The organism is Kitasatospora sp. cg17-2 (assembly GCF_054031055.1).
On sequence record NZ_CM132923.1, the window covers coordinates 6,428,716 to 6,447,995 of the forward strand.

Annotated in this window: 17 protein-coding genes; 14 read left to right on the forward strand and 3 right to left on the reverse strand. The window is 73.7% G+C overall.

The window, feature by feature from the left end; genetic code table 11:
* Nucleotides 1-130: 130 nt before the first annotated feature.
* Nucleotides 131-1,573 (forward strand): aldehyde dehydrogenase family protein, encoded by a 1,443-nt coding sequence (locus tag ACW14Y_RS27145; protein WP_380305046.1) that lies wholly within the window; start codon nucleotides 131-133, stop codon nucleotides 1,571-1,573.
* 73 nt (nucleotides 1,574-1,646) lie between these two features.
* On the opposite strand, the gene ACW14Y_RS27150 is transcribed toward ACW14Y_RS27145, so the two are convergent.
* The gene (locus ACW14Y_RS27150; RefSeq protein WP_456983673.1) at nucleotides 1,647-2,312 is read right to left on the reverse strand and encodes an NAD(P)H-binding protein; all 666 of its coding nucleotides are present in this window, start codon (nucleotides 2,310-2,312) and stop codon (nucleotides 1,647-1,649) included.
* Between the two features lie 129 nt (nucleotides 2,313-2,441).
* Between ACW14Y_RS27150 and dxr the strand changes: the two genes are divergently transcribed.
* The 5 genes from dxr (at nucleotide 2,442) to ACW14Y_RS27175 (ending at nucleotide 8,116) form a co-directional block, all read left to right on the forward strand.
* Complete coding sequence (gene dxr, locus ACW14Y_RS27155; protein WP_380305050.1) at nucleotides 2,442-3,671, forward strand: 1-deoxy-D-xylulose-5-phosphate reductoisomerase; 1,230 nt, start codon at nucleotides 2,442-2,444, stop codon at nucleotides 3,669-3,671.
* Nucleotides 3,672-3,780: 109 nt separating this feature from the next.
* Nucleotides 3,781-5,085, forward strand: coding sequence for a M50 family metallopeptidase (locus ACW14Y_RS27160; protein WP_380305052.1), 1,305 nt, complete (start codon nucleotides 3,781-3,783; stop codon nucleotides 5,083-5,085).
* A gap of 141 nt (nucleotides 5,086-5,226) precedes the next feature.
* On the forward strand, nucleotides 5,227-6,387 hold the full coding sequence (gene ispG, locus ACW14Y_RS27165) for a flavodoxin-dependent (E)-4-hydroxy-3-methylbut-2-enyl-diphosphate synthase (RefSeq protein ID WP_030397739.1): 1,161 nt from the start codon (nucleotides 5,227-5,229) through the stop codon (nucleotides 6,385-6,387).
* A gap of 155 nt (nucleotides 6,388-6,542) precedes the next feature.
* Entirely contained in the window at nucleotides 6,543-7,418 is an 876-nt protein-coding gene (locus ACW14Y_RS27170; protein WP_340637061.1) for a GNAT family N-acetyltransferase, read from the forward strand.
* 104 nt (nucleotides 7,419-7,522) lie between these two features.
* Nucleotides 7,523-8,116, forward strand: coding sequence for a GNAT family N-acetyltransferase (locus ACW14Y_RS27175; protein WP_380387993.1), 594 nt, complete (start codon nucleotides 7,523-7,525; stop codon nucleotides 8,114-8,116).
* Here the strand turns inward: ACW14Y_RS27175 and ACW14Y_RS27180 are convergent.
* Both ACW14Y_RS27180 and ACW14Y_RS27185 read right to left on the reverse strand, forming a co-directional pair.
* Entirely contained in the window at nucleotides 8,089-9,006 is a 918-nt protein-coding gene (locus tag ACW14Y_RS27180) for an aminoglycoside phosphotransferase family protein (protein ID WP_456983674.1), read from the reverse strand. The genes ACW14Y_RS27175 and ACW14Y_RS27180 overlap by 28 nt on opposite strands.
* A gap of 99 nt (nucleotides 9,007-9,105) precedes the next feature.
* Nucleotides 9,106-10,185, reverse strand: coding sequence for a DUF4439 domain-containing protein (locus ACW14Y_RS27185; protein ID WP_456988263.1), 1,080 nt, complete (start codon nucleotides 10,183-10,185; stop codon nucleotides 9,106-9,108).
* 297 nt (nucleotides 10,186-10,482) lie between these two features.
* Between ACW14Y_RS27185 and rimP the strand changes: the two genes are divergently transcribed.
* The 8 genes from rimP (at nucleotide 10,483) to truB (ending at nucleotide 19,050) form a co-directional block, all read left to right on the forward strand.
* Nucleotides 10,483-11,013 (forward strand): ribosome maturation factor RimP, encoded by a 531-nt coding sequence (gene rimP / locus ACW14Y_RS27190; protein ID WP_456983675.1) that lies wholly within the window; start codon nucleotides 10,483-10,485, stop codon nucleotides 11,011-11,013.
* A 57-nt stretch (nucleotides 11,014-11,070) separates the two neighbouring features.
* Entirely contained in the window at nucleotides 11,071-12,072 is a 1,002-nt protein-coding gene (gene nusA / locus ACW14Y_RS27195; RefSeq protein ID WP_380305060.1) for a transcription termination factor NusA, read from the forward strand.
* 126 nt (nucleotides 12,073-12,198) lie between these two features.
* Nucleotides 12,199-12,444, forward strand: coding sequence for a YlxR family protein (locus ACW14Y_RS27200; protein ID WP_266313086.1), 246 nt, complete (start codon nucleotides 12,199-12,201; stop codon nucleotides 12,442-12,444).
* 212 nt (nucleotides 12,445-12,656) lie between these two features.
* Nucleotides 12,657-15,851, forward strand: coding sequence for a translation initiation factor IF-2 (gene infB, locus ACW14Y_RS27205; protein WP_380305062.1), 3,195 nt, complete (start codon nucleotides 12,657-12,659; stop codon nucleotides 15,849-15,851).
* Between the two features lie 136 nt (nucleotides 15,852-15,987).
* The gene (locus ACW14Y_RS27210) at nucleotides 15,988-16,284 is read left to right on the forward strand and encodes a DUF503 domain-containing protein (protein WP_266274452.1); all 297 of its coding nucleotides are present in this window, start codon (nucleotides 15,988-15,990) and stop codon (nucleotides 16,282-16,284) included.
* Nucleotides 16,285-16,437: 153 nt separating this feature from the next.
* Nucleotides 16,438-16,881, forward strand: coding sequence for a 30S ribosome-binding factor RbfA (gene rbfA / locus ACW14Y_RS27215; protein ID WP_266274451.1), 444 nt, complete (start codon nucleotides 16,438-16,440; stop codon nucleotides 16,879-16,881).
* Nucleotides 16,882-16,883: 2 nt separating this feature from the next.
* The gene (locus tag ACW14Y_RS27220; protein WP_380312084.1) at nucleotides 16,884-17,996 is read left to right on the forward strand and encodes a DHH family phosphoesterase; all 1,113 of its coding nucleotides are present in this window, start codon (nucleotides 16,884-16,886) and stop codon (nucleotides 17,994-17,996) included.
* 124 nt (nucleotides 17,997-18,120) lie between these two features.
* Nucleotides 18,121-19,050 (forward strand): tRNA pseudouridine(55) synthase TruB, encoded by a 930-nt coding sequence (truB, locus tag ACW14Y_RS27225; protein WP_380312086.1) that lies wholly within the window; start codon nucleotides 18,121-18,123, stop codon nucleotides 19,048-19,050.
* Nucleotides 19,051-19,280: the final 230 nt, after the last annotated feature.

The following is a 19,280-nucleotide window of genomic DNA, read 5'->3' on the forward strand; positions in this document are numbered from 1 at the left end:
CGCGGTGGAGTGGCCGCGCGGGTGAACGCTACTCCGTGTCCAATCCGGTCGGTGCGTCGGCCGCCCTACCCTCGATTGCGGCTCCACGTCCGTGGGGTCCTGAGGACGACGAGGAGAGGCCGGTACCACGGTGACCACCACGTACGATTTCTGGCTGGCCGGCCGCCGGGCGAGCGGCGATGCCGACTTCGAGGTGCACAACAGCTGGGACGGCCGCCTGGTCGGCAAGGTGAGCGTGCCCACCGAGGCGCAGGTCGAGGAGGCCCTGGAGGCCGCCGTCGCCGCGCTGCCGGTGTTCGCCGCGACCCCGGCGCACGTGCGGTCCGCCGCCCTGGACCACGTGGCCCGGCGGCTGGCCGAGCGCACCGAGGAGATCGCCCGGCTGATCACCGCGGAGAACGGCAAGCCGATCAAGTGGGCCCGCGGCGAGGTCGGCCGTGCCGTCTCGGTGTTCCGCTGGGCCGCCGAGGAGGCCCGCCGGACCAACGGCGAGACCATGCGGCTGGACACCGACCCGGGCGGCGTGGGCCGTTTCGCGCTGGTGCGCCGTTTCCCGCGCGGCGTGGTGCTGGGCATCGCCCCGTTCAACTTCCCGCTGAACCTGGTCGCCCACAAGGTCGCCCCGGCGATCGCGGTCGGCGCGCCGATCATCCTCAAGCCGGCCCCGGCGACCCCGCTGTCGGCCATGGTGCTGGGCGAGATCCTGGCCGAGACCGACCTGCCGGCCGGTTCCTGGAGCGTCCTGCCGGTCCCGAACGACCGGATGCCGGCCCTGGTGCAGGACCCGCGGCTGCCGGTGATCTCCTTCACCGGTTCGGACAAGGTCGGCTACCAGATCATGGACTCGGTGCCGCGCAAGCACACCACCCTGGAGCTGGGCGGCAACGCCGCGGCCGTGGTGCTCGCCGACTGGTCCTCCGAGGCGGACCTGGACTGGGCGGCCACCCGGATCGCGATGTTCGCCAACTACCAGGGCGGCCAGTCCTGCATCTCGGTGCAGCGCGTGATCGCCGACGCCTCGGTCTACGACGCGCTGGTGGAGAAGGTCGTCGCCAAGGTGGCCGAGCAGGTCACCGGTGACCCGAACGACGACGCCACGGACGTCGGCCCGCTGGTCGACGAGAACGCGGCGAAGCGGGTCGGGTCCTGGGTGGACGACGCGGTGGCCAAGGGCGCGAAGCTGCTCGCCGGCGGCACCCGCGAGGGCGCGACCTACGCCCCGACCGTGCTGGCCGAGCTGCCGGCGGACGCGATCCTGGCGACCTGCGAGGTGTTCGGCCCGGTGCTGTCGCTGCACCGGGTGGACGGGGTGGACGAGGCCTTCGCCGCCGTCAACGACTCGCCGTTCGGCCTGCAGGCGGGCGTGTTCACGCACGACCTGCAGACCGCCTTCCGCGCCCACCGGGAGCTGGAGGTCGGCGGTGTGATCATCGGCGACGCGCCGTCCTACCGCGCCGACCAGATGCCGTACGGCGGCGTCAAGGACTCCGGCGTCGGCCGTGAGGGCGTCAAGTACGCGATGGACGACTACACCGTCGAGAAGGTCATGGTCCTCAGCGGCCTGGACCTCTGAGACAGCTGCTGACGAAGGGCCCGACCGCGGTACGGTCGGGCCCTCTGGCGTACCCGGGGTGCCGGGGGAGCGCTCAGTCCCGGCCGGCGGCGGCCGCGACGGCCTCGGCGACGGTGGCGTCGCCGGAGAGCAGGTCCAGGGTCTTCCCCGCGGTGCCGGGTTCGTGCAGCAGGGCGGCGAGCACGGCGGCGACGTCCTGCCGGTCGACGGCGCCGCGGGGGAGGCCGGGGGCGAGCCGGACCAGTCCGGTGCCGGGTCCGTCGGTGAGGCGGCCGGGGCGCAGCACCGTCCAGTCCAGGCCGGGGCGGGCCCGGACGGCGTCGTCGGCGGCGCCCTTGGCCCGCAGATAGGTCTGGAAGCCCTCGTCGGCGGGGTACTCGGCCCGGGCGTCGGCGCCCATCGAGGAGACGATGACGTAGCGGCGGACGCCGGCGAGTTCGGCGGCGTCGGCGAGCAGGACGGCGGCGTCCCGGTCGACGGTGAGCTTGCGGGCGGCGCCGCTGCCCGGTCCGGCGCCGGCCGCGAACACCACGGCGTCGGCGCCGTCGAGCAGCCGGGCGAGTTCCGGAGCGGTGGCGGCCTCCAGGTCGAGCAGCAGCGGTTCGGCGCCGGCGGCGGCGAGGTCCTCGGAGTGTTCGGGGCGGCGGACGATTCCGGCGGGCCGGTCGCCCCGGTCGGCGAGCAGCCGTTCCAGTCGGAGGGCGATCTGTCCGTGGCCCCCGGCGATGACGATGCGCATGGCTCCGACGGTAGCCCGGGGCGGGGGCGCCGTCCTGGGGAACCGGGGCGGCGGGTCCGGGGATCCGGTGGGGCGGGTCGGGGCAACCCGTGGTGCGGGGGAGGGTGTCGGGCAGGCCACAATGGGCGCATGACTTCGCTCGCCCACCCGCAGCTGCGGTTCACCCCCGAGGTGACCGACCCCTCCGGCCCCCGGGAGTTGGTGATCCTCGGTTCCACCGGATCGATCGGCACCCAGGCCATCGACGTGGTGCTCCGCAACCCCGACCGGTTCCGGGTGGTGGCCCTGTCGGCGGCCGGCGGCCGGGTCGAACTGCTCGCCGAGCAGGCGGTCCGGCTGGGCGTGCGCACGGTGGCGGTGGCCGATCCGGCGGCGGAGCCGGCGCTGCGCGAGGCGCTGGCGGCGAAGGCCGCCGGCGGGCCGCTGCCGACCGTGCTGGCGGGGCCGGACGCGGCGACCGAGCTGGCGGCGACGGAGTGCCACTCGGTGCTGAACGGCATCACGGGCTCGATCGGTCTGGGCCCGACGCTGGCGGCGCTGCGGGCCGGCCGGGTGCTGGTGCTGGCCAACAAGGAGTCGCTGATCGTCGGCGGCCCGCTGGTGAAGGCGGTGGCGCGGCCGGGCCAGATCGTCCCGGTGGACTCCGAGCACGCGGCGCTGTTCCAGGCGCTGGCCGGCGGCACCCGGGCCGAGGTCCGCAAGCTGGTGGTGACCGCGAGCGGTGGCCCGTTCCGCGGCCGGGGCCGCGCGGAGCTGGCCGGGGTGACCCCCGCCGACGCGCTGGCGCACCCGACCTGGGCGATGGGCCCGGTCGTCACGATCAACTCGGCCACCCTGGTGAACAAGGGCCTGGAGGTGATCGAGGCGCACCTGCTCTACGACGTGCCGTTCGACCGGATCGAGGTCGTGGTCCATCCGCAGTCGGTCGTGCACTCGATGGTGGAGTTCACGGACGGTTCCACGCTGGCGCAGGCGAGTCCGCCGGACATGCGGATGCCGATCGCGCTCGGCCTGGGCTGGCCGGACCGGGTCCCGGACGCGGCCCCGGGCTGCGACTGGACCAAGGCCGCGACCTGGGAGTTCTTCCCGCTGGACGACGAGGCCTTCCCGGCGGTCCAGCTGGCCCGCGAGGTCGGCACCCTGGGCGGTACCTGCCCGGCCGTGTTCAACGCCGCGAACGAGGAGTGCGTGGAGGCCTTCCTGCAGGGCCGCCTCGCCTTCACCGGGATCGTGGACACTGTGGCGAAGGTCGTGGCCGAGCACGGCGCCCCGGCCGCGGGAACTTCTCTGACGGTGGAGGACGTCCTGCACGCGGAGGACTGGGCGCGCGCCCGGGCCCGCGAGCTGGCGGCGGGCTGACGGTCCGCCCGGACGGGCGGCTCCACCGCGGCGGGGCGGTCCGGACGGCCCCGCCCGGAGGACCGGTACGACGACAGGACGATCGGAGCGGAATGACGGAGGCGCAGCGGTGGCAACGGTGATGACGGTGGTCGGCATCCTGGTCTTCGTACTGGGACTGCTCTTCTCGATCGCCTGGCACGAGCTCGGCCACCTCTCCACGGCCAAGCTGTTCGGCATTCGGGTGCCGCAGTACATGGTCGGCTTCGGGCCGACGATCTGGTCGCGGAAGAAGGGCGACACCGAGTACGGCCTCAAGGCGGTGCCGCTGGGCGGGTACATCCGGATGATCGGGATGTTCCCGCCCGGTGCGGACGGGCGGATCACCCAGCGCTCCACCTCGCCCTGGCGGTCCATGATCGAGGACGCCCGGGAGGCCTCCTACGAGGAGGTGACGGAGGGCGACGAGTCCCGGCTGTTCTACACGCGCAAGCCGTGGAAGCGCGTGATCGTCATGTTCGCCGGGCCGTTCATGAACCTGCTGCTCTCGTTCGGGCTGTTCCTGACCGTGATGATGGGCTTCGGCGTCTCGATGGCGGTGCCGACCATCGGCACCGTCTCGGAGTGCGTGGTCAAGGCCGGCCAGGCGACCGACACCTGCCCGGCGGACGCCCCGGCGGCGCCCGCCTTCCAGGCCGGGCTGCGGCCGGGCGACCGGGTGGTGTCCTTCGACGGCGACCGGATCGGCACCTACGAGCAGCTCCAGGCCGACATCCGGAAGTCGGCCGGCAAGCAGGTCGAGCTGGTGGTCGAGCGCGACGGTCAGCGGCTGACCCTCGAACCGACCATCGCCAGCAACGACGTGCAGAAGTACGACGACCAGGGCCTGCCGGTCAAGGGCGAGACGGTGCGGGCCGGCTTCCTCGGCTTCACCCCGACCACGGGCGTGGTCCGGCTCGGCCTCGGGCAGTCCGTCGACCGGATGTACGACATGGCGGAGAACGGCGTGGAGTCGCTGGCCGCGCTGCCCGGCAAGATCCCCGGGCTGTGGCACTCGGTGGTCGACGGCGCCCCGCGCGAGGTGGACTCCCCGATCGGTATGGTCGGCGCGGCGCGGGTGAGCGGCGAGGTGTTCTCGCTGGACATCCCGGGCAGCCAGCGGGTCGCCTACTTCGTCAACCTGCTCGCCGGGATCAACCTCTCGCTGTTCCTCTTCAACATGCTGCCGCTGCTGCCGCTGGACGGCGGCCACATCGCGGGCGCGGTCTGGGAGTCGGTCCGCCGCCGGTTCGCACGGCTGTTCCGCCGTCCCGACCCCGGTCCGTTCGACGTGGCCCGGCTGATGCCGCTCGCGTACGTGGTGGCCAGCGTGTTCATCGGCTTCACCCTGCTGGTGCTGGTCGCCGACCTGGTGAACCCGGTCAAGATCAGTTAGAGCGGCGGGGCCGGTGGGTGCGCGGGCGCCCGTTCCCGTGGCGTACCGTTGGAGCCCGGGCGTGCGATCGTCGGCGCGCCCGGGTTCGGTCGTCCCAGCGGCCGGGCCGACCACACATCGACCCCGGGGAACCCTGCGCACATGACCGCGATCTCGCTCGGTATTCCGTCTCTGCCGCTCAAGCCGCTCGCCAAGCGCCGGGTCTCCCGTCAGATCATGGTCGGCAACGTGCCGGTCGGCGGCGACGCACCCGTCTCGGTGCAGTCCATGACCACCACGCTGACCTCGGACATCAACGCCACCCTGCAGCAGATCGCGGAGCTCACCGCCTCCGGCTGCCAGATCGTGCGGGTCGCCGTCCCGTCCCAGGACGACGCGGACGCGCTGCCGATCATCGCGAAGAAGTCGCAGATCCCGGTGATCGCCGACATCCACTTCCAGCCGAAGTACGTCTTCGCCGCGATCGACGCCGGCTGCGCCGCGGTCCGGGTGAACCCGGGCAACATCAAGGCCTTCGACGACAAGGTCGGCGAGATCGCCAAGGCCGCCAAGGGCGCCGGGGTGCCGATCCGGATCGGCGTCAACGCCGGTTCGCTCGACAAGCGCCTGCTGGAGAAGTACGGCCGGGCGACCCCCGAGGCGCTGGTCGAGTCCGCGCTCTGGGAGTGCTCGCTGTTCGAGGAGCACGACTTCCGCGACATCAAGATCTCGGTCAAGCACAACGACCCGGTCGTGATGATCAACGCCTACCGCCAGCTCGCCGCCGCCTGCGACTACCCGCTGCACCTCGGCGTCACCGAGGCCGGCCCCGCCTTCCAGGGCACCATCAAGTCCGCGGTCGCCTTCGGCGCGCTGCTGGCCGAGGGCATCGGCGACACCATCCGGGTCTCGCTGAGCGCCCCGCCGGCCGAGGAGATCAAGGTCGGCAACCAGATCCTGGAGTCGCTCGGCCTGCGCCAGCGCGGTCTGGAGATCGTCTCCTGCCCGTCCTGCGGCCGCGCCCAGGTGGACGTCTACAAGCTCGCCGAGGAGGTCACGGCCGGCCTGGAGGGCATGAACGTGCCGCTGCGCGTCGCGGTCATGGGCTGCGTCGTCAACGGCCCGGGCGAGGCCCGCGAGGCCGACCTCGGCGTCGCCTCCGGCAACGGCAAGGGTCAGATCTTCGTCAAGGGCGAGGTCATCAAGACCGTCCCCGAGTCCAAGATCGTGGAGACCCTGATCGAGGAGGCGTTCAAGATCGCCGAGCAGATGGAGTCGGAGGGCGTCGAGTCCGGCGCGCCGACCGTCACCGCCGGCGAGTGACCCACCCCGGTGCCGGGTAGGTCCGCGCTGTTCTTCCGGAAGCGGGGCCGTCCGTGCGCGGACGGCCCCGCGGCCGTGCCCGGGTGGGGGCAGGGAGTAGGGTGCGGCCACCGTCGTCTCAGTAAGGTGCTGTCTCGATGCTCGATCGAGGTGTGATGCTCCCCAGCTCGTTCCAGGCCGCCCGCGCCCTGGCGACCACCCGCGTGCTGGAACCGCCGGACCTCGCCGACGCCCTCGCCGTCCTCCACCGCGACCCCGTCGCCAACGCCTTCGTGGCCACCCGGGTGGAGGCCGTCGGCCTCGACCCCTGGCGGCTCGGCGGCGAGATGTGGGGCTGGTACGACGAGCACGGCGAACTCGACGCGCTCTGCTACGCCGGGGCCAACCTCGTCCTGGTGGACGCCGGCCCGCAGGCCGTCCAGGCCTTCGCCGAACGCGCCCGCAGACAGGGGCGCCGCTGCTCCTCCATCGTCGGCCCGGCCGGGCCGACCTCGGCCCTGTGGGCGCTGCTGGAGCGCAGCTGGGGGCCCGCCCGCGAGGTCAGGGCGCACCAGCCGCTGCTCGCCACCGCGGTGCCGTCCGCCGAGATCGCCCCGGACCCGCTGGTGCGGCGGGTGCGGCAGGACGAGGTCGACATCCTGATGCCGGCCTGCGTGGCCATGTTCACCGAGGAGGTCGGCGTCTCGCCGCTGGCCGGTGACGGCGGGCTGCTCTACCAGGCCCGGGTCGCCGAACTCGTCACCACCGGACGCTCGTTCGCCCGTTTCGGCGAGGACGGCGAGGTGGTGTTCAAGGCCGAGATCGGGGCGGTCACCGAGGGCGCCTGCCAGATCCAGGGGGTCTGGGTCGCGCCCGGGCACCGGGGGCAGGGGCTGTCCGAGACCGGGATGGCCGCGGTGCTGGAGGTCGCGCTGCGGGAGGTCGCGCCGGTGGTGTCGCTGTACGTCAACGACTACAACCTGCGGGCGCGGGCCTCCTACCGGCGGGTGGGGTTCCGGGAGGTCGGGGCGTTCATGAGCGTGCTGTTCTGACGGTCGACCGGTCGCCGGTCGCCGGGTTGCCGGTGCGGGCCGCGTGGCGGGTGGGCGGGGGGTAACGTCCGGGGCATGGAACGGGTGACTGGGGTGATGGCGGGGTGACCGGGGTGACTGGGCCGGCCGGGGTGCGGATCGAGGCCATCGACCTCGCGGCATGGGCTCCGCAGGCGCTCGACGTCCAGGCGGTGGCGTTCGGGCTCACGCCCGAGGAGGTCATGGTCCGGCTCCACATCGTCGGACGGCACGCCCAGCAGCCCGGGGTGATCGCGCTCGGGGCGGTCAGCGGCGGCCGGCTGGTCGGTTTCGGGTACGGGATGCCGAACCGGCGCGACCACTGGTGGAGCACGGTGATCGAGCCCTATCTGGTCGCCCGGGGGCACGGGGCCTGGCTGGACGGCGTCTTCGCCGTCACCGAACTGCACGTGCTGCCGGAGTTCCAGGGGCGCGGCGTCGGCTCGGCGCTGATCCGGACGCTGACCGCGCGGTCGGGGGCGGACCGCAGCATCCTCTCCGCGATCGACGCCGAGACGCCGGCCCGGCGGCTCTACCGGGCGCTGGGCTACCGGGACCTCGCGAGGGCCGTGCACTTCCCGAACACCGAGCGGCGCTACGCGGTGATGGGGGCTCCGCTGCCGTTGCGCGGGGCGGGCGGCGCGGACGTGGTTCAGAGCGCGCCGGCGAACTCCAGGTAGAGCTCGGCGTCCGGGCGGCGGCCCTCGGCGAGGGCGGCGCCGGCCAGGTCGACGGCGCGGACCAGGGTCCAGCCGCGGAGGCGGTCCCGGTCCACCTCCAGGGCCTCGGCGAGCTGGTGCAGCCGGCGGCGGACGGCGGCCGGCAGGCCGGGGGAGCCGACCAGGGTGTCGGCGCGGTCCAGGGTGAGGCGGGCCAGGTCGTAGGCGCGTTCGCCGACCAGCGGCCGGGGGTCGATCGCGAGCCAGGGCGCGCGGTCGGCGGCGAGCACATTGCCGTGGTGGAAGTCGCCGTGCAGCAGGAACTCCTCGGTGGCGGAGGCGGCGAGGGTGGCGGCGGCCTCTTCGGCCTCGGCGAGGAGCGGACCGGCCTCGGCCGGGAGGTCCGCGGCGGTGGCGGCGGGTGCCGGGGCGGGCAGGCCGGGGAGGCCGTGCCCGGGGGGGACGGGGGTCCAGAGCCGGTGCAGCAGGCTGGTGGCCTCCAGCATGGCCTTGGGCTCGGCGAGGGAGCGCAGCGGGATCTCGCCGTGCAGTCGCTCCAGCAGGAGGACGGTCGTACCGGGGTCGGGAACGGCCGTGTCCAGCAGCAGGACGGCGCCGCGGCCGGCCCAGGCAGTGAGGGCCTCGGCCTCGTGGGCGGTGCCGGGGGTGCGGAGGGAGACCTTGAGCACGGCCGGAGCGAGGTCGTCGTCGCGGTGGACGTAGGCCACCAGGGCGAGCGAGCCGCCGGGGTCCAGGACGCGGTCCAGGGTCAGGCGCAGCCGGGCGAGCTCGGCGGTGACGAGGGCGGGGAGGGCGGCCAGCCAGCGGTCCGCCTCCTCGGGGCGGACGGCGGCGACGTTCCGCGCGAGCCGGTCGGGGACGGTGATCTGCCCTGGTGCTGCTGCCGACATGCCGGCCTTTCGGTAGCGGTTCCCCCGTGGTGGTACGTCTCCATTGTCGGTGATGGGAGGGCCGGGGGCGCTGGGACGGAGCAGGGGCGGGGCCTCCGGCTACGGGGTGGGGGTACCCGTCGCGGCGGGGGTGTCGGCGAGGCCGGGGAAGGCGGTGGGGGCGGCGCCCCACTGGCGGGCGCGGAGGGCGGACTCGCGCAGGGCGTCGGCTGCCAGCGGCCGCTGGGGGGTGGGGACGGCGGCGACCAGGTCGGCGTAGACGGTGGTCAGCCGGGTCTCCAGATGGGCGGCGAGGCGGCCGGCGGAGGCCGCGTCGCCGACCGGGAAGGGCAGCTGGTAGCCGGCGGCCGCCGGGTCGGGGGTGGCGCCGGCGCCGGCGAGGAGGCGCTGCCAGGCGTCGCGGCGGGCCTGGTGGGCGGCCAGCGAGGTACGGGCCGCGGTGCGCTGCCCGTCGTCGGTGAGGCGGGCACCGACCACGCCGTAGCCGTAGACGGCGGCGTGCTCGGCGCCGAGGGCGTCCTGGAAGGGGGCGGCCGGGCCGGCGGCGGACGCCGTGGTGGACGTACTGGCGGACGTACTGGCGGACGCGGACGCGGACGCGGACGCGGACGGGGAGGCGGAGGAGGACGGCGCCGGGGCGGCGGCAGCGGCCGGGGCGGCGTCGCCGAGGGCCACCGCGTGCAGGACGCCGGCCGCGGAGACCGAGGCCAGCAGGCGGGCCAGCGGCGGCGAGGCGGCACCCAGGTCGGCCAGCCGGGCCTGGGCGGTCTGGCGTTCGAGGGAGGCCAGCGCGGCGGTGGTGGGTACGACGGCGGCGGTGGTGGTGGCGGTGGACGCGGTGGCGCCGGGGGTGCCGGGGGTGCCGGCGCCGGAAGTGCCGGTGCCGGGGGAGGGGGTCGGCGCGGGGGTGGCGGTGTCCAGGGCCGCACGGTGGCGGGCGACGTCCTCGCGCAGCGGCTGGAGCTGGGGCGCCTGCGGGAGCAGGGCGTCGTAGGCGGCCAGCAGGGCGTCGGTGGCGTCGAGGGCGCGGCGGCGGACCGGCTCGTCCGGGTCGGGCCGGTTGTGGTCGCCGGCCGGGCTGCCCGGGTCCCGGTGGGGCGAGTCGGTGCAGGCGGTCAGCGCTCCGCCGGTGAGGAGCAGCCCGAGGGCCAGGAAGGTCCGTCGGCTGGGCGGCTGCATGGCTGTCACTCCGGGGCGGGTACGGGAGGACGGCCTGCCCTCGCTGGCGTGAATGATTACAGAATCCTCACCTGTGTGGGCGTGGATTGCCCTCCCGGCGGGTGCGGGCGGCCCGTGTGAGCTTGCTCGCACCCGGCCGGGAGGGGGTGGCGGCGGCGGGGGCGGAATCGGTGGTTGGGCGGTTCACCGGCTAGGCTTTGGGCCGAGCTGCCGCGACCCGGCCGCGCGCCGGAACGGCGCCGGTGGGTGCGGTGCGACCTTCCGACAACAGCAGACGCGGCCGAGGAGTCCACCCGGATGAGCACCACCCACATCGACCGGCTGCGTGCGTTGCTGGAGCCGCTGGCCGCGCAGTCGGGCCTGGACCTGGAGGACATCAAGGTCACCCAGGCGGGCAGCCGCCGCCAGGTGCAGATCGACGTGGACGCCGAGGACGGCGTGGACCTGGACACCGTCGCCGAGTTCAGCCGGGTGGTCGGCGAGGCCCTGGACGCGTCCGACGTGATGGGTTCCGGCGCGTACGTGCTGGAGGTCGGTTCGCCGGGTGCGGAGCGTCCGCTGGACCTGCCCCGGCACTGGATCCGGGCCGAGGGCCGTCTCGCGAAGATCCACCTGGTCGACGGCGGGGAGATCGTCGCCCGGGTGCTGACGGCGGACGAGGACGGCGCGCTGGTCGAGGTGCAGCCGGTCAAGGGCCGGGGCCGGGCCAAGGAGCGCCGACTGGAGTACACCGAGGTCGACCGTGCCCGGGTCCAGGTGGAGTTCAACCGCAAGGACGACGAGGAGCTCGACGAGCTGCTCGAAGAGGGGGACGACGGTGCGGAGTGACGACCTGCGCACCGACCGCACCATGAAGAACGTGACGAAAGACGAGGAGGCGTAGCCGTGGACATCGACATGAGTGCCCTGCGCACGCTGGTCAGCGAGAAGAACATCCCCTTCGGCCTCGTGGTCGAGTCGATCGAGTCGGCCCTCCTCACCGCGTACCACCGCACCGAGGGCTCGCGCCGCCGCGCCCGGGTCGCGCTGGACCGCCAGTCCGGCCACGTGACGGTCTGGGCCACCGAGGACGCGTCGGAGCTGGACGAGGGCGTCGAGCCGAAGGAGTTCGACGACACCCCGAGCGGCTTCGGCCGGATCGCCTCCAGCATCGGCATGCAGGTCATGATGCAGCGGCTGCGCGACGCCGCCGACGACCAGACCTTCGGCGAGTACGCGGGCAAGGAGGGCGACATCGTCACCGGTGTCGTCCAGCAGGGCAACGACCCGAAGAACGTGCTGGTCGACATCGGCAAGCTGGAGGCCATCCTGCCGCCGCAGGAGCAGGTCCCGGGCGAGGACTACCGGCACGGCACCCGGCTGAAGTGCTACGTGGTGGCCGTGCGCCGGGGTGTCCGCGGGGCGTCGGTGACGCTGTCGCGCACCCACCCCAACCTGGTCCGCAAGCTGTTCGCGCTGGAGGTCCCGGAGATCGCGGACGGCAGCGTCGAGATCGCCGCGATCGCCCGTGAGGCCGGCCACCGGACGAAGATCGCGGTCTGGTCGCGCCGCCAGGGGCTGAACGCCAAGGGCGCCTGCATCGGCCCGATGGGTGCCCGGGTGCGCGCGGTGATGGGCGAGCTGCACGGCGAGAAGATCGACATCGTCGACTGGTCGGAGGACCCGCGCGAGATGGTCGCCGCGGCTCTGTCCCCCGCGCGGGTGACGAGTGTGGAGATCGTCGACCTGGCGCAGCGCTCCGCACGGGTGATCGTGCCGGACTACCAGCTGTCGCTGGCGATCGGCAAGGAGGGGCAGAACGCCCGTCTGGCCGCCCGTCTGACCGGCTGGCGGATCGACATCCGCCCGGACACCGAGGGCGTCGAGCCGGAGTCCCCGGCCGAGTAGTCGTTGCTGTCGGAGCCCCCCGCCGTTCCCCCCGGAATCGGCGGGGCGGCGCCATGTCCCTCCGGAGGGGTAGACTTGCCTTCGTCTGGCCGGACGCACGTCCGAGCACGCCCGGAACGCACCTGCGTGGGCTGCCGCAAGCGCGCGGCCAAGCACCAGCTGTTGCGTGTCACGGCGGTCGAGGGCGTCTGCGTCCCTGATCCACGTGGCGCACTGCCGGGCCGGGGAGCGCATCTGCACCCCGAACCGGCCTGTCTCGACCTCGCGGTCCGCCGACGGGCGTTCCCCCGGGCCTTCCGGCTCCAGGGCGCGCTCGACACCGGGCGGCTCCGCGGGTTCATCGAGGAGCGGGTGAGCGACAGCTCCCCGTGACAGCGCGCCGCTCACGCGGCGGAGAACCACCGCAACAAGCACGGCGCACGGGCAGCCGTACGTCGTGCCACCAGTCAGGTACCTCGCGATGTGGAAGTAGGTCGAGATTGCGATGAGCACTCGATGAGTACGCGATGAGTACGCGATGGGTACGCCCATGAAGTAGCGACAGTCCGGCGGACGAGACCCCCGGACTCATAGACAGGAGTGAAGTGGCTAAGGTCCGGGTTTACGAGCTCGCCAAGGAGCTTGGTTTGGAGAGCAAGGCCGTGATGGCCAAGCTCACCGAGCTGGGCGAGTTCGTCCGTTCGGCGTCCTCGACCATCGAGGCGCCGGTCGTGCGCAAGTTGACTGACGCGCTTGGCGTTGCCCCCACCGGTGGTGGCTCTGCTGCCAAGCCGGGCCCGCGGAAGCCCGCGGCGCCCCAGCCCTCGGCCGGTTCGGCCGCGGGCGCACCCAAGCCGGGTGCTCCGACCCCGGGTCCGCGCCCCAGCGCGACCCCCGGTCCCCGTCCGACCCCTGCGGCCGCCGCCCCCGCGGCTCCGGCCGCGCCCGCCGCCGCCCCCGCGTCCCGGCCGGCCGGTGCTCCGGCACCGGGTCCGCGTCCGGCGCCGCGTCCCGCGGCTGCGGCCCCGGCCGCTCCGGCGGCCGAGTTCTCCTCGCCGGCCCCCGTGTCCGGTGAGACCGAGGCTCCGCGCCCGGCCGCCCAGGCCCCGCGCTCGACCGGTGGCCCCGCCGCCGGTGGCCCCGCTGCCGGCAGCGGCGCCCGTCCGGGCCCGCGTCCGGCCGGCCCGCGTCCGGGCAACAACCCCTTCACCTCGGGCAGTGCCACCGGTATGGCCCGCCCCGGCGACCGCCGTCCCGGCGCGCCGGGCGCGCGTCCGGGTGCTCCGGCCGGCCAGGGTGGCGACCGTCCCCGTCCGGGCGGCGACCGTCCGCGTCCGGGTGGTCAGGGTGCTCCGGGTGCCGGTGCTCCCCGTCCGGGTGGCGACCGTCCCCGTCCCGGTGGCGACCGTCCGCGTCCGGGTGGTCAGGGTGCTCCGGGTGCCGGTGCTCCCCGTCCGGGTGGCGACCGTCCCCGTCCCGGTGGCCAGGGCGCCCCGGGTGCCGGTGGTCCCGGTGCCGGTGCTCCGCGTCCCGACGGCATGCCCCGTCCGGCCGGCCCGCGTCCGAGCCCGTCGGGCATGCCGCGTCCGAACCCGGGCATGATGCCGCAGCGTCCGGCCGGTCCGGGCCCGCGTCCCGGCCCCGGTGGCGGTCGTGGTCCGGGTGGCCCCGGTGGCCGTCCGGGTGGTCCGGGTGCCGGTGGCGCCCGTCCGGGCTTCCAGGGCCGTCCGGCCGGTCCGGGCTCGCGTCCGGCCGGTGGCGGCTTCGGCGGCCCCCGTCCCGGTGGCGGTGCCCCGGGTGGCGGCGGCGGTTTCGGTCCGCGTCCGGGTGGCTTCGGCGGCCGTCCCGGTGGCCCGGGTGCCCGTGGTGGCACGCAGGGTGCCTTCGGTCGCGGTCCCGGTGGCCGTCCGGCCCGTGGTCGCAAGTCGAAGCGGGCGAAGCGCCAGGAGTACGAGGCCATGCAGGCCCCGTCCGTCGGCGGTGTGATGCTGCCTCGCGGCAACGGCCAGACCGTTCGCCTGTCGAGCGGCGCCTCGCTGATGGACTTCGCGGAGAAGATCAACGCCAACCCGGCCGCGCTCGTCTCCGTGATGTTCAACCTCGGTGAGATGGTCACCGCGACGCAGTCGGTCTCCGACGCGACGCTGCAGCTGCTGGCCGACGAGATGGGCTTCCAGCTCGAGATCGTCAGCCGGGACGACGAGGACCGCGAGCTGCTGGAGTCGTTCGACATCGACTTCGGTGCCAACGAGGGCGACGAGGAGCAGCTGGCCCCGCGCCCGCCGGTCGTCACCGTCATGGGTCACGTCGACCACGGTAAGACCCGCCTGCTGGACGCCATCCGCAAGTCCAACGTGGTGGCCGGCGAGGCCGGTGGCATCACCCAGCACATCGGTGCGTACCAGGTGGTCACCGAGGTGAACGGCGAGTCCCGTCCGATCACCTTCCTCGACACCCCGGGTCACGAGGCGTTCTCCGCCATGCGTGCCCGTGGTGCCAAGTCCACCGACATCGCGATCCTGGTGGTCGCGGCCAACGACGGTGTCATGCCGCAGACGGTCGAGGCGCTCAACCACGCCAAGGCCGCGGGTGTGCCGATCGTGGTCGCCGTCAACAAGATCGACGTCGAGGGCGCCGACCCGACCAAGGTCCGCGGTCAGCTGACCGAGTTCGGTCTGGTGGCCGAGGAGTACGGCGGCGACACCATGTTCGTCGACATCTCCGCGCGCCAGGGCCTCAACATCGAGCAGCTGCTGGAGGCCGTGGTCCTGACCGCGGACGCCTCGCTCGACCTGCGGGCCAACCCGGAGCAGGACGCGCAGGGTATCGCCATCGAGGCCCACCTCGACAAGGGCCGCGGTGCCATGGCGACCGTCCTCGTGCAGCGCGGTACCCTCCGCGTCGGCGACTCGATCGTGGTCGGCGACGCCTACGGCCGCGTCCGCGCGATGCTGGACGAGAACGGCAACAACCTCGCCGAGGCGGGCCCGTCCCGTCCGGTGCTGCTGCTCGGTCTGACCTCGGTGCCCCGCGCCGGCGACAGCTTCATCGTCGTCGACGAGGACCGCACCGCCCGCCAGATCGCCGAGAAGCGCTCGGCCCGCGACCGCAACGCCGCCTTCGCGCAGCGTCGGGTCCGGGTGTCCCTGGAGGACCTGGACAAGGCCATCGCCGCCGGCTCCATCGAGCAGCTCAACCTCATCATCAAGGGTGACGTCTCCGGTTCGGTGGAAGCCCTCGAGGACGCCCTCGTCAAGCTGGACGTGGGCGAGGAGGTCGAGCTCCGGGTCCTGCACCGCGGTGTGGGTGCCATCACCGAGTCCGACGTGGACCTGGCGATGGGCTCGGACGCCATCATCATCGGCTTCAACGTGCGCGCCGAAGGCCGTGCGCGCGCCGCGGCCGACAAGGAAGGCGTGGACGTCCGGTACTACTCGGTCATCTACCAGGCGATCGAGGAGATCGAGAACGCCCTCAAGGGCAAGCTCAAGCCGGAGTACGAGGAGGTGCGCCTCGGCGCCGCGGAGATCCGCGAGGTCTTCCGCTCCTCCAAGTTCGGCAACATCGCCGGTGTCCTGGTCCGCGACGGAATCATCCGCCGCAACACCAAGGCCCGCCTGCTGCGCGACGGCAAGGTCGTGGCGGAGAGCCTCACCATCGAGGGTCTGCGTCGCTTCAAGGACGACGCGACCGAGGTCCGCGAGGGCTTCGAGGCCGGTGTGACCCTGGGTTCGTTCAACGACATCAAGGTCGACGACATCATCGAGACCTACGAGATGCGCGAGAAGCCGCGCGCGTAAGCGAGTGGCTGCCGGGGCCGGTCGACGGGTGGTATTTCCGTCGACCGGCCCCGGTCCTGCTGTGTAGGGTCCGGGGAGCGGTCCCGTTCGGGAACCGCTCCCCGAGGCCTTCCAGGTCGGCTCTGACCTGTCACACATGTTCGTGGGAACACTCACCTTCGACCTGCTGCTGGGCGACGTCCACTCGCTCAAGGAGAAGCGGTCGATCGTGCGGCCCATCGTGGCCGAACTGCAGCGCAAGTACAGCGTGTGCGCTGCCGAGACCGGGAACCAGGATCTGCACCGCCGGGCCGAGATCGGCCTCGCGGTGGTGTCCGGCGAAGCCGGGTACATCACCGAGATCCTGGACAGCTGTGAGCGGTTGGTCGCCGGCCGCCCCGAGGTTCAGCTGCTCTCCGCCAGGAGGCGCTACCACAACGACGACGACGAATGAGAACTGTGGACGCGGACGGCGCGAGTCGCCGTTCTCACACAGATCAGGACCGAGAGCGCCCACAAGGCTGGGCGCGGGCCGGTACTTTGGGGCATGGGCCCCGATGGGTGCGCAGCACGCCCGAGTACCCGGCCCACTGCACGAGGAGGCAACGTGACCGACACCGCAAGGGCGCGCAAGCTCGCCGACCGCATCCAGGTGGTCGTCGCCCAGACCCTGGAGCGCCGGATCAAGGACCCGCGACTCGGGTTCGTGACCATCACCGACGCCCGGGTGACCGGGGACCTGCGCGAGGCCACCGTCTTCTACACGGTCTACGGTGACGACACCGAGCGCGAGGCCACGGCCGCAGCGCTGGAGAGCGCCAAGGGCGTGCTCCGCTCCGAGGTCGGCAAGCAGACCGGGGTGCGCTTCACCCCGACGCTGACCTTCGTCGCGGACGCCCTGCCGGAGAACGCCAGGAACATCGACGATCTGCTCGACCGGGCCAGGGCCATCGACGCCGCGGTGCGCACCAGCGCCGCGGGCGCGGTCTTCGCCGGCGACGCGGACCCGTACAAGGTTCCGGCGTCCGAGCGTGACGACGAGGACGAGTAGTCATGGCGGGTGAGCCGGCGGCGGCCGGTTCGGCGGCCGGTACCGGTTCGACCACGGGGGCATCCTCCACCGACACGGTGGAGGGTGCCCTCGCGGTGCTTCCGGGGCCGCGCGCCGAGGAGAGCGGATTCGAGCTGCTGTGGCAGCAGGTGGTCGCCGAGATCGGCCGGGCCCGCTCGATCGACCTGATCTGCCACATCTGCCCGGACGGCGACGCGCTCGGCTCCGCGCTGGCGGCCGGGCTGGCGCTGAAGGGCCTCGGCAAGGAGGTCCGGGTCTCGTTCGGCGACGATCCGCAGATCGTCCCCGAGTCGCTGGCCTTCCTGCCCGGCCAGGAGCTGATCGTGCCGGCCTCGGCGGTGCCCGACACCCCCGAGCTGGTGCTCTGCTTCGACGTCGCCGCGGAGAGCCGGCTGGGCCTCCTGCACGACAAGGCCTTCGCGGCCCCGGTGCTGGTCGTCCTCGACCACCACGCCTCCAACCCCGGCTTCGGCACCCACCAGCTGATCGATCCGGACGCCCCGGCGACCGCCGTGCTGGTGGACGAGCTGCTGCGCCGGCTGGGCGTCGAACTGGACCAGGCGCTGGCCACCTGCCTGTACACCGGTGTCGCGACCGACACCGGCTCGTTCCGGTACCGGGCGACCACGCCCGCGACCCACGAGCTGGCCGGGCGGCTGCTGGCGACCGGCATCCGGCACGACCTCATCTCGCGGCAGCTGTGGGACACCTCCTCGTTCGGCTACCTCAAGGTGCTGGCCGGCGCGCTCGACCGGGCCGTCTACGAGCCGGACGCGGCGGACGGCCTCGGCCTGGTGTGGACCTGGGTGCCGTACCAGGAGCTGGTGCTGTTCAGCGTGACCGTCGAGGAGATCGAGGGTCTGATCGACATCCTGCGCCGCCCGGCCGAGGCCGAGGTGGCGCTGGTGCTCAAGCAGGACCCGGACGGCACCCTGCGCGGCTCCTCCCGCTCCAAGGGCGCGGTGGACGTCGCGGCCGCCTGCGCGGAGCTGGGCGGCGGCGGCCACGTCTACGCGGCCGGGTTCTCCGCCCGGGAGGACGTGGACGTGGTGGTGCGGCGGTTCCGCGCCGCGCTGCGGGCCGGCCGGGACTGATCCGCCCGCCCCGCCGACGGCCGCCGGCTGCCAGCCGTGCTGCGTGGTGGGCGGGGCCGTGCGGTCGGTAGGTTGGCAGCCTGTGGTTGATCGTTTTGTACAGGGCTTTGACAGAGAGAACTTGATGAAGCGCAAAGGCACCGGTCCGGACGGCCTGGTCATCGTCGACAAGCCGGAGGGCATCACCTCGCACGGGGTGGTCGCGAAGCTCCGGTGGCTGGCCGGGACGCGGAAGGTCGGCCATGCCGGCACCCTCGACCCGATGGCCACCGGTGTCCTGGTGATCGGGGTCGAGCGGGCCACCCGGCTGCTCGGCCATCTGATGCTCACCGCCAAGACCTACGAGGCGACCGTCCGGCTCGGCCAGACCACCGTCACCGACGACCGGGAGGGCGAGGTCACCGCCTCGACCCCGGCCGACGGGGTGACCGCGGAGGCCATCGCCGCCGGCGTCGCGGCGCTCACCGGCGAGATCATGCAGGTGCCGTCCAAGGTCAGCGCGATCAAGATCGACGGCAAGCGCTCCTACGCCCGGGTGCGCGAGGGCGAGGACTTCGAGCTGGCCGCGCGGCCGACCACCGTCCACTCCTTCACCGTGCACGAGCGGCGGGCCTCGGTCGCGGAGGACGGCACGCCGGTGGTCGACCTGGACGTCACCGTGGAGTGCTCCTCCGGCACCTACATCCGGGCGCTGGCCCGGGACCTCGGCGCCGGGCTCGGCGTCGGCGGGCACCTCACCGCGCTGCGGCGCACCCGGGTCGGGCCGTACGGGGTGGAGTCGGCGTACACCCTGGAGCAGCTGGAGGCCTCGGTGACCGGCGACGGGGCCACCGGGCTGGAGGTGCTGCCGATCGCCGCCGCGGCGGCGGCCGCCTTCCCGCGCTGGGACCTCGACGCCGACCAGGCGAAGCAGCTGTCCCACGGCGCCCGGTTGAAGGCTCCGGGCATGGGCGTGGACGGTCCGATCGCGGTGTTCGGCCCCGACGGCACCTTCCTGGCGCTGGTGGAGGAGCAGGCCGGCCAGGCCAGGCCGGTCGCCGTCTTCGTCGGCTGAGCCGGGGCCGGACCGGGGTCGGTCCGCGGCCGGACCGGCGTGCTGGGGGGGGCGGCGTCGGCGCTTCCTCGGGCGGACATTCACCCGCGCGGGGGAGCGCACGAGGTGAACCGAGGTCGTGAACGGCGTGGGCGCGGTCGGTCCGCGACCGTGCCGGGCAGGCTCCCCCGCGGCGCGCAGGTCGCCGCGACGCGTCCACTCCAGGGCCGGCCGGCCCTGCGGGGAGGGCT